The organism is Nocardia flavorosea, assembly GCF_015477805.1.
In the GTDB taxonomy this organism is placed as follows: Bacteria; Actinomycetota; Actinomycetes; order Mycobacteriales; family Mycobacteriaceae; genus Nocardia; species Nocardia flavorosea_A.
On the sequence record NZ_JADLQL010000003.1, the window covers coordinates 377,516 to 391,131 of the forward strand.

At 68.3% G+C, this 13,616-nt stretch carries 14 protein-coding genes and 1 pseudogene; 4 read left to right on the top strand and 11 right to left on the bottom strand.

Features of this window, described 5'->3' with window-relative positions; all coding sequences use genetic code 11:
- Window positions 1-76: 76 nt before the first annotated feature.
- Entirely contained in the window at window positions 77-1,291 is a 1,215-nt protein-coding gene (gene glgC / locus IU448_RS17100) for a glucose-1-phosphate adenylyltransferase (protein WP_195056624.1), read from the bottom strand.
- 89 nt (window positions 1,292-1,380) lie between these two features.
- On the opposite strand from glgC, the gene glgA reads away from it, so the two are divergent.
- Window positions 1,381-2,607 carry a glycogen synthase gene (glgA, locus tag IU448_RS17105; protein ID WP_324188622.1) on the top strand — a complete coding sequence of 409 codons (1,227 nt, stop codon included), beginning with the start codon at window positions 1,381-1,383 and terminating at the stop codon, window positions 2,605-2,607.
- 5 nt (window positions 2,608-2,612) lie between these two features.
- On the opposite strand, the pseudogene IU448_RS17110 reads toward glgA, so the two are convergent.
- From IU448_RS17110 to IU448_RS17155, 10 genes and pseudogenes are all read right to left on the bottom strand, one after another.
- A pseudogene (locus IU448_RS17110) lies at window positions 2,613-2,959 on the bottom strand (group I truncated hemoglobin); the annotation flags it as partial.
- Between the two features lie 93 nt (window positions 2,960-3,052).
- A complete protein-coding gene (locus IU448_RS17115; protein WP_195056625.1) occupies window positions 3,053-3,961 on the bottom strand; it encodes a putative RNA methyltransferase in 909 nt (302 codons plus the stop codon).
- The gene (locus tag IU448_RS17120) at window positions 3,948-4,115 is read right to left on the bottom strand and encodes a DUF3117 domain-containing protein (RefSeq protein WP_011211259.1); all 168 of its coding nucleotides are present in this window, start codon (window positions 4,113-4,115) and stop codon (window positions 3,948-3,950) included. The genes IU448_RS17115 and IU448_RS17120 overlap by 14 nt, the downstream gene beginning before the upstream one ends.
- Window positions 4,116-4,273: 158 nt before the next feature.
- Complete coding sequence (locus IU448_RS17125) at window positions 4,274-4,846, bottom strand: DNA-3-methyladenine glycosylase I (RefSeq protein WP_195056626.1); 573 nt, start codon at window positions 4,844-4,846, stop codon at window positions 4,274-4,276.
- Window positions 4,843-5,163 (bottom strand): DivIVA domain-containing protein, encoded by a 321-nt coding sequence (locus IU448_RS17130; protein WP_195056627.1) that lies wholly within the window; start codon window positions 5,161-5,163, stop codon window positions 4,843-4,845. The genes IU448_RS17125 and IU448_RS17130 overlap by 4 nt, the downstream gene beginning before the upstream one ends.
- A 537-nt stretch (window positions 5,164-5,700) precedes the next feature.
- On the bottom strand, window positions 5,701-6,837 hold the full coding sequence (locus tag IU448_RS17135; protein WP_195056628.1) for an Mrp/NBP35 family ATP-binding protein: 1,137 nt from the start codon (window positions 6,835-6,837) through the stop codon (window positions 5,701-5,703).
- A gap of 19 nt (window positions 6,838-6,856) precedes the next feature.
- Window positions 6,857-7,711 (bottom strand): lytic transglycosylase domain-containing protein, encoded by an 855-nt coding sequence (locus tag IU448_RS17140; RefSeq protein WP_195056629.1) that lies wholly within the window; start codon window positions 7,709-7,711, stop codon window positions 6,857-6,859.
- Window positions 7,712-7,924: 213 nt separating this feature from the next.
- The gene (locus IU448_RS17145) at window positions 7,925-9,259 is read right to left on the bottom strand and encodes a lytic transglycosylase domain-containing protein (RefSeq protein WP_228813300.1); all 1,335 of its coding nucleotides are present in this window, start codon (window positions 9,257-9,259) and stop codon (window positions 7,925-7,927) included.
- Between the two features lie 144 nt (window positions 9,260-9,403).
- Window positions 9,404-10,015, bottom strand: coding sequence for a DUF1003 domain-containing protein (locus tag IU448_RS17150; RefSeq protein ID WP_195056631.1), 612 nt, complete (start codon window positions 10,013-10,015; stop codon window positions 9,404-9,406).
- Window positions 10,012-11,292 carry a magnesium transporter MgtE N-terminal domain-containing protein gene (locus tag IU448_RS17155; protein WP_195056632.1) on the bottom strand — a complete coding sequence of 427 codons (1,281 nt, stop codon included), beginning with the start codon at window positions 11,290-11,292 and terminating at the stop codon, window positions 10,012-10,014. The genes IU448_RS17150 and IU448_RS17155 overlap by 4 nt, the downstream gene beginning before the upstream one ends.
- Before the next feature lie 53 nt (window positions 11,293-11,345).
- Between IU448_RS17155 and IU448_RS17160 the strand changes: the two genes are divergently transcribed.
- The 3 genes from IU448_RS17160 to IU448_RS17170 all read left to right on the top strand — a co-directional run bounded on the left by IU448_RS17160 (window position 11,346) and on the right by IU448_RS17170 (window position 13,581).
- Entirely contained in the window at window positions 11,346-12,290 is a 945-nt protein-coding gene (locus IU448_RS17160; RefSeq protein WP_195056633.1) for an HpcH/HpaI aldolase/citrate lyase family protein, read from the top strand.
- Window positions 12,291-12,504: 214 nt separating this feature from the next.
- Window positions 12,505-12,996, top strand: a complete 492-nt coding sequence (locus tag IU448_RS17165) for a general stress protein (protein ID WP_195056634.1) — start codon at window positions 12,505-12,507, stop codon at window positions 12,994-12,996.
- A gap of 3 nt (window positions 12,997-12,999) precedes the next feature.
- Window positions 13,000-13,581, top strand: coding sequence for a suppressor of fused domain protein (locus IU448_RS17170; protein ID WP_195056635.1), 582 nt, complete (start codon window positions 13,000-13,002; stop codon window positions 13,579-13,581).
- The last annotated feature ends 35 nt before the right edge of the window (window positions 13,582-13,616 follow it).

Genomic DNA, 13,616 nt, shown 5'->3' on the forward strand with positions numbered 1-13,616 from the left:
CCCGGCTCTCCCAACCTCACGGGAAGCACTGCTGCTCTGGCATCGATGGGCCGTCTGCCGGCCGAACGGAGCCGGATCAGACCCAGGTGCCCTTGCCGACGGTGACCACGCCGCCGTTGCTGATGGCAAACCGGCTGCGGTCGCGATCCAGATCGACTCCGATGATCTCGCCCTCGGACACCATCACGTTCTTGTCCAGGATCGCGCGCCGGACCACCGCGCCGCGCCCGATCCGCACGCCGGGCATCAGCACACTGCCCTCGACCGTGGCACCCTCGTCCACCTGCACGTTCGCGCTCAGTACCGAATTGCGGACCGTTGCCGCCGACAGGATACTGCCGGCTCCGACTATGGATTCCTGGGCCAGCCCGCCGCGGGCGAATTTCGCGGGCGGCAGATTCTCGGCGGCACCGCGGATGGGCCAGTGCCGGTTGTAGAGGTTGAAAACGGGATTCACCGACACCAGATCCATATGGGCTTCGTAGAAGGCGTCGATGGTGCCGACATCGCGCCAGTAACCGCGGTCGCGGTCGGTGGCGCCGGGAACGTCGTTGTCAGCGAAATCGTAGACGGCGGCCTGCCCCGCGGCGACCAGACCGGGAATGATGTCGCCGCCCATATCGTGATCGGAATCCGAATTCTCCGCATCCGCCTTGATCGAATCCACCAGCGCCTTGGTGGTGAACACGTAGTTGCCCATCGAGGCGAAGGTCGCATTCGGATCGTCGGGAATTCCCGGTGGATGGGCCGGTTTTTCCAGGAAGCCGACGATACGCCCGGATTCGTCGGAATCTATACAGCCGAAAGCGCTCGCCTCGCTGCGCGGCACCCGTATCCCGGCGACCGTGACCCCGGCGCCCGAATCGATATGGGCGGCGACCATCTGCTCCGGATCCATCCGGTAGACGTGATCGGCGCCGAACACCACGATGTAATCGGGGTCCTCGTCGTAGATGAGATTCAGCGACTGCATGATCGCGTCGGCGCTCCCGGTGTACCAGCGCGGGCCGAGCCGCTGCTGCGCGGGTACCGGGGTGATGTATTCACCGGCGAAACCGGACAGCCGCCAGGTCTGCGATATGTGGCGGTCCAGGGAATGCGATTTGTATTGGGTGAGCACGCACAGCCGGAGAAAACCGGCATTGACCAGATTGCTCAGTACGAAGTCGATGAGGCGGTAGGCGCCACCGAACGGAACTGCCGGCTTGGCGCGGTCGGCGGTCAAGGGAAAGAGTCGCTTGCCCTCGCCACCGGCGAGCACGATTCCGAGTACGTGCGGCTGGCTCCTCACAGAGCCAAACCTACCGAACCAGGTGGTCGGCGGGCGTCGGCCGCTCGGTGGCTGCCGTGAAACCGCCGCTCGGCGGCTACCGTGAATCCGTGAGTTTCGGTTCCAGTGGTGTGGACACGGCGCCCGGATCAGCGGCGGGTGATCCGCTACGGGTGGCCGTGCTGACCCGAGAATATCCGCCCGAGGTCTACGGCGGGGCCGGCGTGCATGTCACCGAACTGGTGGCCCGGCTGCGCCGGATGAGCACGGTGGCCGTGCACTGTATGGGGGTACCGCGGGCGGCGGCCCGGGTGCACGATACGGATCCTGCGCTGGCGGGCGCCAATCCGGCACTGCAGATGATGTCGGCGCAACTGCGGATGGCCGACGCCGTGGGCGCCGTGGACATAGTTCATTCGCATACCTGGTACGCGGGTCTGGCTGGGCATCTGGCGGCGACGCTGTACGGGATCCCGCATGTGGTCACCACGCATTCATTGGAACCGCGCCGGCCGTGGAAGGCCGAACAACTCGGTGGCGGGTACCGGTTGTCGTCGTGGTCGGAGCGCAACGCACTGGAACACGCCGATGCGGTGATCGCGGTGAGCGACTGGATGCGCCGCGATGTCCTCGACGCCTACCCCGCCCTGGATCCCGGCCGGGTGCACGTAGTGCGCAACGGTATCGACGCCGAGGTCTGGCATCCGGGGCCCCCGGCACCCGGCAGCCGCCGGATCCTTGATGAACTGGGAGTACGGCCGGACCGGCCGCTGGCGGTGTTCGTCGGCCGGATCACCCGTCAGAAAGGTGTCGGGCATCTGCTGGCCGCGGCACGTGAGATCGATCCGGAGATCCAGCTGGTCCTGTGTGCCGGCGCACCCGACACCCCGCAACTGGAGGCCGAGGTCGCCGCTGCCGTGGCCGGGCTGCACCGGCAGCGCGGCAATATCTTCTGGGTGCGGGAGATGCTGCCGACCGAACAGATCCGCCAGCTGCTGGCCACGGCCACGGTCTTCGTCTGCCCGTCGGTCTACGAACCTCTCGGGATCGTCAATCTCGAGGCGATGGCCTGTGCCACGGCCGTGGTGGCCTCCGATGTCGGCGGAATCCCCGAGGTGGTCGCCGACGGCGGCACCGGGCGGCTGGTGCACTTCGACGCGGGCGCGACCGCGGCCTACGAGCATGCCCTCGCCACCGCGATCAACGAACTCGCCGGTGATCCGGCCCGCGCGGCCGAATTCGGAGCCGCGGGCCGCGACCGCGCCCGGGCGGAATTCGACTGGTTCCGGATCGCCGAACAGACCGTGGACGTATATCGCACGGTGGCGAAACACTGAGACTCCACCGCCCCGATGATCTCGGCGACCGTCTCCTCGTCCGCACCGGCGGCGGTGAACGATGCGGTCGGACGCCCGGCCATCAGGTCGAAATGATGCATGGTGATGCCCCCTGATGCACCTATTTCATCGGTGCACCGGTGTAGGGTTCCGGACCGCCGAGCGCAGCGGCGAAGAACTCGGCCTGCCTACCGCGCAGCCGGGACATACTCGTTCCGGTGAAGAACTCCGTGAGCTCGGTATCGGCGAGGACCCGGGTACAGAAATCGGCGACGAAGGCTTCCGATGCCTCGTATCCGCCGATCCGGTCGAAGCGGGTGGCGGGTGGCCGAAGGTGGAATCCGCATGCGATACGCGCATCAGGCCGGTGTTACCCCCGGTCAGACCCGCGTCGCAAGTGAATTTCCCGGTGTGGCAGCGTGATTGCCTGATTTTTCACCGGTTCTCACCGGTCGCGGTGAGGACCGGTACCGGTTGCCGCCGGCAGCGCGCGATAGGTGCTCACCGTCACCGACGTTGTCACCTCGAAGGGTTCGGGTAGCTGCTCGGCGGTTGCCGCTGTGTGGTGGGCGGATGGGCCCATCGCCACGAGGTGGGCGATATCGGCGCGGGTCAGGGCCATCGGGTACTCCACCGCGGTACTGTCCACCCGGGTGAACAGACCGGCCATTCCGTCGGCGAGGCGCCGCTCCTTATCGGGGTCGACGGTGACCATACCGATCGGGCCGATGAGCTCCGCCAGATGCCGGGCGGTGGGCGTCACCACGAAATACCGTCCACCGGGCGCGAGACACCGTGCCACGGCCGCCGGGTTCCGCGGCGCGAAAACCGACAGCGCCGCCGTCAGGGTCCGGTCCCGCAGCGGCAGCCCGCGCCAGGCGTCGGCCACCACGGCCGCGGCGCGGGGATGTGCGCGAGCGCAGCGGCGACCGGCCGGTTTGGCGATATCCAGCGCGATACCGCGAGCGGTGGGCACCGCATCCAGGACATGCGCCAGGTAGTAGCCGGTACCGGCTCCGATATCCGCGATCACCTCGGCGCCGGATGGCGGTGCGGTGTCGTTTCGGGCGACCCTCGCGGCGTCGGCTACCGCCGCGGCGATCGGCTCGAAGAATCCGACACCCTGGAAAACAGCCCGTGCGTCGAGCATCCCCGCGGTATCGCCGGTGAGTTTGGTGGGCGCGCCGGTGAGCAGGCTGACATAACCCTGCCGGGCGATATCGAAACTGTGGCCGAGATCGCAGCGCAGCACCCGGCCCGCGCAAACCAGGCCGCGGGCGCATACAGGGCAGCTCAGTACCTCGGCGACCGCGGCCAGCGCCGATTCCTCGGCGGTATCGCTAGCTGGTGACACTCTTCAATTCGTCACCCAGCGCCGCGGCTTCGTCGGGCGTGAGTTCTACGACCAGACGCCCGCCACCCTCGAGCGGGACCCGCATAACGATCCCACGACCTTCCTTGGTTGCCTCGAGGGGACCGTCCCCGGTACGGGGCTTCATGGCCGCCATCCTCTGCTCCCTCCAGATCTGCGCGGTATGCTGCGCACTTGCTCGGATCTCCGGTTGTCACCAACCGGGCGGTCCGTCGGTTGAGGCGACGGACCGCACCCGATCCATTGTTCCCTATCGCAGGAGATGGCGGATACTCGACGTCCAAATGTGACCGGTCAGCCGAGACCGGTGTGCCGCGTGTCGACCCAGCATTCGGACAGATGATCGTCCACCATTCCGGTGGCCTGCATCAGCGCGTACGCGGTGGTCGGCCCTACGAAGCGGAAACCGCGTCGCTTCAATTCTTTTGCCAGTGCGGTGGATTCGGGTGTCACCGCGGGAATATCGCCGATTGCGCGCGGGCGCGGCCGCCGCGGTGGAGCGAACGACCAGAGCAGTTCGTCCAGGCCGGTATCGAGTTCGCGGGCGACTTTCGCATTCGCGATACAGGCATCGATTTTGGCGCGATTGCGCACAATGCCCGGATCGGCGAGCAGCCGCTCGCGATCGGCAGCATCGAATTCGGCGACCCGCTCGATCACGAATCCGGCGAACGCCAGCCGGAACGCGGGACGTTTGCGCAGAATGGTGATCCAGGACAATCCGGACTGAAACGCCTCCAGGCACAGCCGCTCGAACAGGGCGTCGTCGCCGTGCAGCGGGCGGCCCCACTCCTGGTCGTGGTAGTCGCGGTAGAGCTGGGAATCGACCGACCACGGGCAGCGGACCAGTTTATCGGCGGTGGTCACGGGCGCTCCGGGCCCGGCGCCACGCCGGCGTTCGCGGACTGCGCCTCGGCGAGCTGAGTCTGTAGTTCATCGATCCGCGCGGCCAGCCGGGCCAATGCCCAATCGACTTCGCCGGCCTTGTACCCGCGCACCACCTGCTGGAACCGCAGGGCCCGCACATCGGCACCGGAAATACCCTCCACCGGCAGGATGGTCGCGGTGGTGCCTTCCGGCAGCGGACCCAGCTCCTCCGACCGGCCGAAGAGCGCACCGGCCAGCAGAAACAGCACCGTGGCCACCAAACCCACGATCAGGACGTACAGCAGCAGGGTGAGCATGGACCGAGTTTAGGTGCGCCCGCCGACAAGACGCTCGGAGGTCGTTCCGGCCACCGGCGCACAGTCCTGCCCATCCGCGCACCCCGTGCCCCCGCGAAGGAGGCGGTGCCCGAACGGCAGCAGGCCGCGGCTCGGCCGAGCCGCGGTCGGACGGGAGGCAGGTACTGCGGCCGGACGGGTGCCGTACTGCGGCGGGACGGGAGCCGTACCTGGCTGAACGAGGACCGAGCCGGGTCGGAGCCACCGTGGTTGGACGGGAGCCGCAGCCGGACCGGAGCCGGGTCGGACCGGCGCCGGCATCGCCGGCCGGCCCCTCTGTGGTGGCGAGTCGCCGCGGGCCGCCGGTACCGGCCGGGTTCGTGACCCGACCCGCGGGGCTCGGGCCGCAGTACCGGGGCGGGGCCGCGGTCGACTTGCTCCCAGCCCGGCCGTGAATGCCGGGTCCTCGGCGAGCGAGAAAGGGCATCGGTGGCGCTACCGCCCGGTGGGGTTGCCGGCCGGACGGTGGCTACCGGCCGGGCGCGGAGACGAAGGGCTTCAGAGATGACGAGTCGTATCGATACCCAGCGACATACCGGCCAGCCCCCGGCGACGGACCGCGAGCTTGTCGGCTACCGCGCGCAGGGCGACGGCGGATGGATTGTCCGGGTCGCGCAGCACGATGGGGGTGCCCTCGTCGCCGGCCTCACGCAGCGCCTGTTCGATCGGGATCTGCCCGAGCAGCGGCACCTCGGCGCCGACCGCGCGGGTGAGCCGGTCGGCGACCGCCTGCCCGCCGCCGGATCCGTACAGCTCCATCCGGCTGCCGTCGGGCAGGTCCAGCCAGGACATGTTCTCCACCACCCCGGCGATCCGCTGCCGGGTCTGCAGGGCGATGGCGCCGGCGCGTTCGGCGACCTCGGCGGCGGCGATCTGCGGGGTGGTGACCACCAGGATCTCCGCATTCGGGATCAGCTGGGCGATGGAGATCGCCACATCGCCGGTGCCGGGCGGCAGATCCAGCAGCAGCACGTCCAGATCACCCCAGAACACGTCCGCCAGGAACTGCTGCAGCGCGCGGTGCAGCATCGGGCCGCGCCATACCACGGGGGTGTTGCCCTGGGTGAACTGCGCGATCGAGATCATCTTCACGTCGTGCGCGATCGGCGGCATGATCATCCGCTCGACCTGGGTGGGCCGGGCATCGGTGCCGAGCATCCGGGGAATGGAATGACCGTAGATATCGGCGTCCAGCACCCCGACCGAGAGGCCGCGGTCGGCGAGCGCGGCGGCGAGGTTCACTGTGACACTCGATTTGCCGACCCCGCCCTTTCCGGAGGCGACCGCGTACACGCGGGTGAGCGAACCGGGCTGGGCGAACGGGATCACCGGTTCGGCGGAATCACCGCGCAACTGTTTGCGCAGTTCGGTGCGCTGTTCGTCGCTCATCACATCGAGCTCGACCGATACCGCACCGACCCCGGGCACATCGGCCACCGCGGTGCTGACCCGCTGGGTGATCTCGGTACGCAACGGGCAGCCGGCGGTCGTCAGGTAGACCTCGATATGCACATTGCTGTCCGGATCGATCCCGATGCTTTTCACCATGCCCAGTTCGGTGATCGGTTTGCGGATCTCCGGGTCTTCGACCTTCGCGAGGGCGCCCCGCACCTCCGCTTCCGTTACCACTGGCATGCTGCCGATGGTAGTGCGGTCAGATCTTCGGCAGTTCCGCGGGCCGTGGTGCGATCCCCGTCCGGTACGACTGGGCCCACGCCATGACGTTGGCGACGTAGGCCATCGAGTTGTTGTAGCGCAGGATGGCCCTGGTCTGCTGGGCGGGATCGTTCATGTCCAGGTCGCCCGAGCAGAGGTATTTGCCGGCGGTCAGGGTGGCGTCGTAGTAGTTCTGCGGATCGGAGATCCCGTCACGGTTGCCGTCCGCCGCGTAATGGGTCCAGGTTTCCGGCAGGAACTGCATGGGACCCACCGCGCGGTCGTAGCCGCCGTAGCCGTCGAGCGCACCGCCGTCGGAATCGTGGATGACGTTGTTACCGGCCAGGCTGCCGTCGAGTGCCGGGCCGAACACCGGGGACAGTGCGTTGCCGTCGGCATCTGCCTTGCCGTTGTACATATGGGTCGATTCGACGCGGCCGATCCCGGCCAGCATCGTCCAGGGCATATTGCAGCCGGGGTTCTCGTCGGCCAGGATCTGCTCGGCATTGAGATAGGCGTCCTCGGCGATCCCGGGAATACCCGAGGCGGCGACCGGGAGGTCGTTACGGGGTCGGTTCGGATCCAGCGCAACCGTTTTCACCTCGACCGGCGCCTCCGGCGACTGTTTGGCCATGGCGTGCATCACGGTGTCGTCGAACGTGGCGGGCGCCATGGTGCCGGCCGGGGCGGCACCTACGGCGGACATATGCAGTTCGACCGAGGCCGCGGTGGGATCGGTGGCCATCGCCGCGGCGGCGTTGGTTGCCACGACGCCCGCCGGTACCAAACCGGTGAGCGCGATAACCGAAGTTCGGGTGACAGTGGCAGGTTGTTGTTTACGGTGACGCCCCACGTGCTCAAAGCCCTTCGTCTCAACCACAAGCCTGCGGCCGCGCCCGGACTCGTTGCCCGGCCGTGACCTTCGCCGTCGAGACTACCGCATCCGAGACCAGTTCGTTACTACCTCGTGACCAATGTTTCGGCGTGAATGCGACGTCGACTGGGCAGGAAAGCGGCGGCGCCCCATATGGACCCGGCGCCGACAGCGTCGGAGCCGGGGATGGGATCAGGCAGGTGGGGCGGGTTCGGCCGGAGTGGGGACGGAGTCGCCGGGCGGTGGGGGCACCGCGTCGGCGGGTGTGGGCGCCGCCGGTCCGGGTACCAGCCCGATCGGCAGCGGGATGACCAGGCCGCCCGGCAGCGTGATGGACGGCGGTGCAGGTGCAGGTGCAGGTGCCGCCTGAACATCCGGGTTTTCCGCCGGCGCGGGAGCATCCGGTGTCGCGGGCGCCGGGGCTCCAGGGGCGGTCTCGGGGTTCGGGCCGGCGGGTGCGCCGGGCGCGGCCGGGGCGCCGGGCCCGGGCGCGGGCAGTGCCTGGCCGACCTTCGGCGATCCGGGCGCGGGCGGGCACAGCAACCCGCAAGGGATAGGCGGCAATCCGGGGATCCGGATCATCGGTTCGGGTCGCGGGGTCTGCACCGCCAGTTCGGGCGGAGGCGGGGGTACCGGCGTATCGGTTTGCGCGGCGAGCAGATCCGGCGATCCCGGCGGGAGCTGGGTGGGGGCGCTGCCCGGCGGTACGAGGTCCGGGGAGGGGATCACCGGTGCGGAACGGCCGCCGGTGCGGTAGGCCGCCGACCAGCTCAGCACATTGGCCGCGTAGGACATCGAGTTGTTGTAGCGCAGCACGGCACGCAATTCCTGCTGCGGGTCGCGCAGATTCAGCCCGCCCGAACACAGGTACTTTCCGGCCCCGAGGGCGGCGTCGAAAACGTTGTGGGGGTCGGCGTGGCCGTCGGCGTTACCGTCGGCGGCGTAGCGCGACCACGTACCGGGCAGGAACTGCATGGGCCCCAGTGCGCGGACGTATCCGCCGTCGGCGGCGCGGATGACCTCGTTACCGGGCAGCGTGCCGTCCAGTGCCGGGCCGAAGATGGGCGGGTCGGTGGTTCCGGCGGCGTCGGTGCGCCCGTTGCTCGCGTGACCCGATTCGATGCGGCCGATACCGGCGAGCAGGTTCCAGGTGAGTCCGCAACCGGGTGTCGAGGACTGCAGCGCCAGTTCGGCGTTGCGGTAGGCGGCCAGCACGATCTCCGGGATGCCGAGTACGCCGCCACCGCTGGGCAGGACGATGCTCTGTAACGGAACGGTACCGGCGAAGGGTGGGATTCCGTCGGCCGGCAGGGGGCTCAGCGCCCGTAGTTTCCGGGGTGTGGTGGGCTCGACCGGCAGCATTCCGAGTGTCTGGGTCAATGGTGCTTCAGTGTCCTCGGAGATGTCTCCGACCTGTCTGGCGTTTGCCGCGAGCCGGGATCCGGGTGCTTCCGGCGGTGTCGACGACGAGGTGGTGTGGGCGGCCGAACCGCTGGCTACCAGGCCCGCCATGACCAGAGCCGACATTGCCACAGGGGTAGGTATCCGCATTCGGCTCCACCGTTCCTCTATGTCACAGGTGAGCGACCGTCTCGGACATTCCGGTACGGCGCGCTCGGGACAACGTGATCCAGGTTACCTACCGGTCAGGAGCATATTGCGGATTTCCGGTCATTCATCGGCGACAGACGGTGAAACCGCGCCCGTAACCGGCTTGTGACCGGAGGTTTTCTTGCGTTTCGGCTTCGTAGCCTTGTCCGGGCCGCGCGTCGGGCCGACTCCCGCCGTATCCTCGATCCGCTCCAGCGCATCCCGGATCTCGTCGAGTTCGCGGCGCAGATAGTCACGGGTCGCGACCTCGCCCACTGCCAGCCGCAACGCCGCCAGCTCCCGGGCGAGGAATTCGGTATCGGCCTTGGTCTGCGCGGACCGCAGCCGGTCCTCTTCGAGGGATACCCGGTCACGGTTGTCCTGCCGGTTCTGCGCCAGCAGGATCAGTGGCGCGGCGTAGGCAGCCTGAGTGGAGAACGCCAGATTCAGCAGGATGAAGGGGTAGGGATCCCAGCGCAACGTGATCACGAAGACGTTCAGCACGATCCAGACGATCACCACCACCGTCTGCAAGGCGAGATAGCGTCCGGTGCCCAGGAACCGGGCGATCCGTTCGCTGCCGCGTGCCAGCGCCTCGGCATCCCAATCGAAACGGAACCGGGTTCCGACGGGTGTCTCCAGGCGCTGCCGCGCGGTGGAGACCGTCCGGCCGGCTGTGCTCTTGTCGGTCACGGCCGCACACCTTCGTACAGTTGTTCGTCCTCGCGCCAATCGGGCGGCAGCAGATGGTCGAGCACATCGTCCACGCTCACCGCACCCAGCAAATGGTTCTGCTCGTCGACCACCGGCCCGCACACCAGGTTGTAGGTGGCGAAATAGCGGGTCACCGCCGCGAGCGGCAGTTCCGGCCGCAACGCCGCCAGATCGGCGTCCAGGATCCCGCCGACCAGATGCGCCGGCGGTTCCCGCAACAACTGCTGCAGATGGACACACCCGAGGTAGCGGCCGGTGGGGGTGGCCGTCGGCGGACGGACGACGAAGACCATGGACGCCAGGGCCGGGGTCAGATCGGGATCGCGGACCCGGGCAAGCGCCTCGGCGACCGTGGTGGCCGGTGTCAGGATCACCGGTTCCGGCGTCATGAGCCCGCCCGCAGTATCCGGGGAATGTTCGAGCAGCCGCCGCACCGGTTCGGATTCCTGCGGATCCATCAACGTGAGCAGGGATTCGGCCTCGTTCTCGGGCAGACCGCCCAGCAGATCGGCGGCGTCGTCGGGGTCCATCGCCTCGAGCACCTCGGCCGCGCGGGTCATCTCCAGCTGGCCGAGCAGCTCCAGTTGATCGTCACCGGAGAGTTCCTGCACGACATCGGCGAGCCGCTCGTCGTCCAGGGCCAGCGCCACCTCCAGCCGCCGTTTGGCGGGCAGTTCCCGCAGCATATGCGCGACATCGGCCGCGCGCTGGCCCTCGAACTGTTCGAGCAGGGCGCTGACGTCCTGCCCGGGACGGTCGATCTCGTACGGCGTCAGCCCCTCGACCCGGGCCCAATCCACCACGTGCACCGTGCGCCGCCGCCCCAGCCGGCGATGCCCGCGCACCGCGACCCGGGTGACCCGCCAGTCCCGCGTGCGGGTCAGCGCGATCCCGAGATCCACCACGTGGACATCCACCCCCGCCAGATCCGGGAGATCGGGGTCGTCGACCTGCACCGTGGAATCGACGATCTGCGCCATCGCCAGCAGTTCCCCCGGGCGCTGCGCGAAACGCCGCAAACTGACGTTACCGGTGTTCAGCGTGACCGAGCCGGGTTCGATACTGGTCACCCGCAGCATCGGGACGAAGATCCGCCGCCGCGTCGGCAACTCCACCACCAGGCCGTGCACACGCGGTTCCTGCCGGTCGTACCGGACGGCCACCACCACGTCGCGTACGCGGCCGATAGACTCGCCGTCCGGCCCCAGCACCGCCAGGCCGGTCAGCCTGGCGATATACACCCTGGTAGCTGCCATGAGTGCCAGGCTAGATGTTCGGGGGCCGGACCGGGCCGACCACAGGAGTGTTGATGAAGCCGCGCCGTTCCGTGCTTGCCGTGCCGGGCAGCAACCCGAAAATGATCGCCAAGGCCAAGGGGCTGCCGGTCGACGAGGTGTTCCTGGATCTCGAGGACGCCGTCGCCCCCGGGGCGAAAGCCGCCGCCCGGGCCAATATCGTGGCCGCCCTCAACGATTCCGGGTGGGGTGAGCAGTTGCGGGTGGTCCGGGTGAACGACTGGACCACCCAGTGGACCTACGCGGACGTGATCTCCGTGGTCGACGGCGCCGGGACCGCGCTCGACGCGATCCTGCTCCCCAAGGTCACCGATGCCGGGCAGGTACGCGCCCTCGATCTGCTGCTGAGCCAATTGGAGCGGGCCAACGGGATCGAACCCGGCCGGATCGGGATCGAACCGCAGATAGAGAACGCGCTGGGATTGCGCAATATCGACGAGATCGCCACCGCCAGCCAGCGGGTGCAGACCCTGGTGTTCGGTCCCGCGGATTTCATGGCGAGTATCAATATGCGCACCCTGGTGGTCGGCGAACAGCCCGAGGGCTACGACACCGGCGACGCCTACCACCACATCCTGATGACGATCCTGCTCACCGCCCGCGCACACGGCCTGCAGGCCATCGACGGCCCTTATCTGCAGATCCGCGATATCGACGGTTTCCGGCGCGCCGCCGGCCGCACCGCGGCCCTGGGCTTCGACGGGAAATGGGTGCTGCACCCGAGCCAGATCGACGCCGCGAACGAAATCTTCAGCCCCCGCCAGGCCGATTACGACCACGCCGAAATGATCCTGGACACCTACGCCTATCACACCTCCGCCGAGGGCGGCGCGCGCGGAGCCGTGATGCTGGGCGACGAAATGATCGACGAGGCCAGCGCGAAAATGGCGGTCGTCATCGCGGAAAAAGGCCGCGCCGCCGGAATGAAGAGAACGACGACCTTCACTGCGCCCGAGTGATCGTTCATCGGCGACACCACCACGGGATTCCGGTGACCCCGACCACGCGTTCGCCCCCTGTTGTGAGCCTGACGCAACCACCGGTGGTGCCGAGTTCGGCGAGGCCCTGTGAGGTATCGGGCTCGACAGCAGGGACCAAGGGGGGCCAAAACCCGCCGCGCCGCAAATAGACACCGCCAAACCCCCGTGCCGCCGGAGGCGGCACAATATAAATATGACGAATCCCCTGGGGAGCTCGAATCGGGGCAGACAGGGTCTGCCCACGCCGCCTTCGGGATGGCCGGTCGGTTCGTATCCGACCTACGCCGAGGCGCAGCGTGCCGTGGATTATCTGGCGGACAACCAGTTCCCGGTGCAGAACGTGACCATCGTCGGTGTCGACCTCATGCAGGTCGAGCGGGTGCTGTACCGGCTGAACTGGGGCAAGGTGATCGGCGGGGGTGTGGTGTCGGGGGCCTGGCTCGGCCTGTTCCTCGGTTTGCTGCTGAGCCTGTTCACCACCAACGGGATGGCGGGTCCATTGCTGGTGGGCCTGATCGGCGGCATCATCTTCGGGGTCATCTCCACCACGATCCCGTACGCCGCAACCCGCGGTCAGCGTGATTTCGCGTCGACCATGCAACTGGTCGCGGGCCGCTACGACGTGCTGTGCGATCCGAAAACCGCCGAACAAGCCCGGGATATGCTCGCGCGGCTGGCCATCTGACAGATGGATGTCATGGAACGGGTGCGCGCCGCGGTAACGCGCCATTTCGAGGTGGACACGACCGCCGTGGACACTGCGTCGGTGACGTTTCTCGGCCTCGAACCCATCGAGATCCTGCGGATCCCCGGCGACGGTGTGGTGCACTACGCGACCGTCGGCGGCTCCCGGCACCCGATGGGCGACCCGGCCGCGCTGCTCGCCGACCCGGTCCGCGGTCCGCGAGCCGAACTGCTGCTCACCTTGCGGTCCGGCTCGGACAGCGGAGCCGGGGTGGCCCGGTCGCTGGGCGTACTCGCCGCGTCCCCCGCGGTGGAAGGCGTTGTCCTGCAGGCCGACGCCTTGCTGGACTTGGGCGAGCCGCTCTGGCACGCCGCCCCGTTCACCGCCGTCCTGCTGGGAACCGGGGAAATACCCGACGTGGAACTACCCGACCCCGCCGACCCCGTCCGGTACTTCGTGGTGACACCGGTGACAGCCACCGAAGCCGCCTGGGTACGCGTCCGCGGCGCCCAGGCATTGCGCGATGCCTGGACCGAAGCCGGAATCGACGTACTGGACCCGAGCCGCGGCGCGGCGGCGCTGTAGCTTTCGGCGGCGCCTGCGGCTGGGTTGCTCGGGGG

What these genes read in the sequence shown, in the direction of transcription:
- IU448_RS17120 (WP_011211259.1), bottom strand. Translation starts at nt 4,115, where the DNA reads ATGGCGGCCATGAAGCCCCGTACCGGGGACGGTCCCCTCGAGGCAACC.
- IU448_RS17130 (WP_195056627.1), bottom strand. Translation starts at nt 5,163, where the DNA reads ATGCTCACCCTGCTGCTGTACGTCCTGATCGTGGGTTTGGTGGCCACG.
- IU448_RS17135 (WP_195056628.1), bottom strand. Translation starts at nt 6,837, where the DNA reads ATGCCAGTGGTAACGGAAGCGGAGGTGCGGGGCGCCCTCGCGAAGGTC.
- IU448_RS17145 (WP_228813300.1), bottom strand. Translation starts at nt 9,259, where the DNA reads ATGTCGGCTCTGGTCATGGCGGGCCTGGTAGCCAGCGGTTCGGCCGCC.
- IU448_RS17155 (WP_195056632.1), bottom strand. Translation starts at nt 11,292, where the DNA reads ATGGCAGCTACCAGGGTGTATATCGCCAGGCTGACCGGCCTGGCGGTG.
- IU448_RS17160 (WP_195056633.1), top strand. Translation starts at nt 11,346, where the DNA reads ATGAAGCCGCGCCGTTCCGTGCTTGCCGTGCCGGGCAGCAACCCGAAA.
- IU448_RS17165 (WP_195056634.1), top strand. Translation starts at nt 12,505, where the DNA reads ATGACGAATCCCCTGGGGAGCTCGAATCGGGGCAGACAGGGTCTGCCC.
- IU448_RS17170 (WP_195056635.1), top strand. Translation starts at nt 13,000, where the DNA reads ATGGATGTCATGGAACGGGTGCGCGCCGCGGTAACGCGCCATTTCGAG.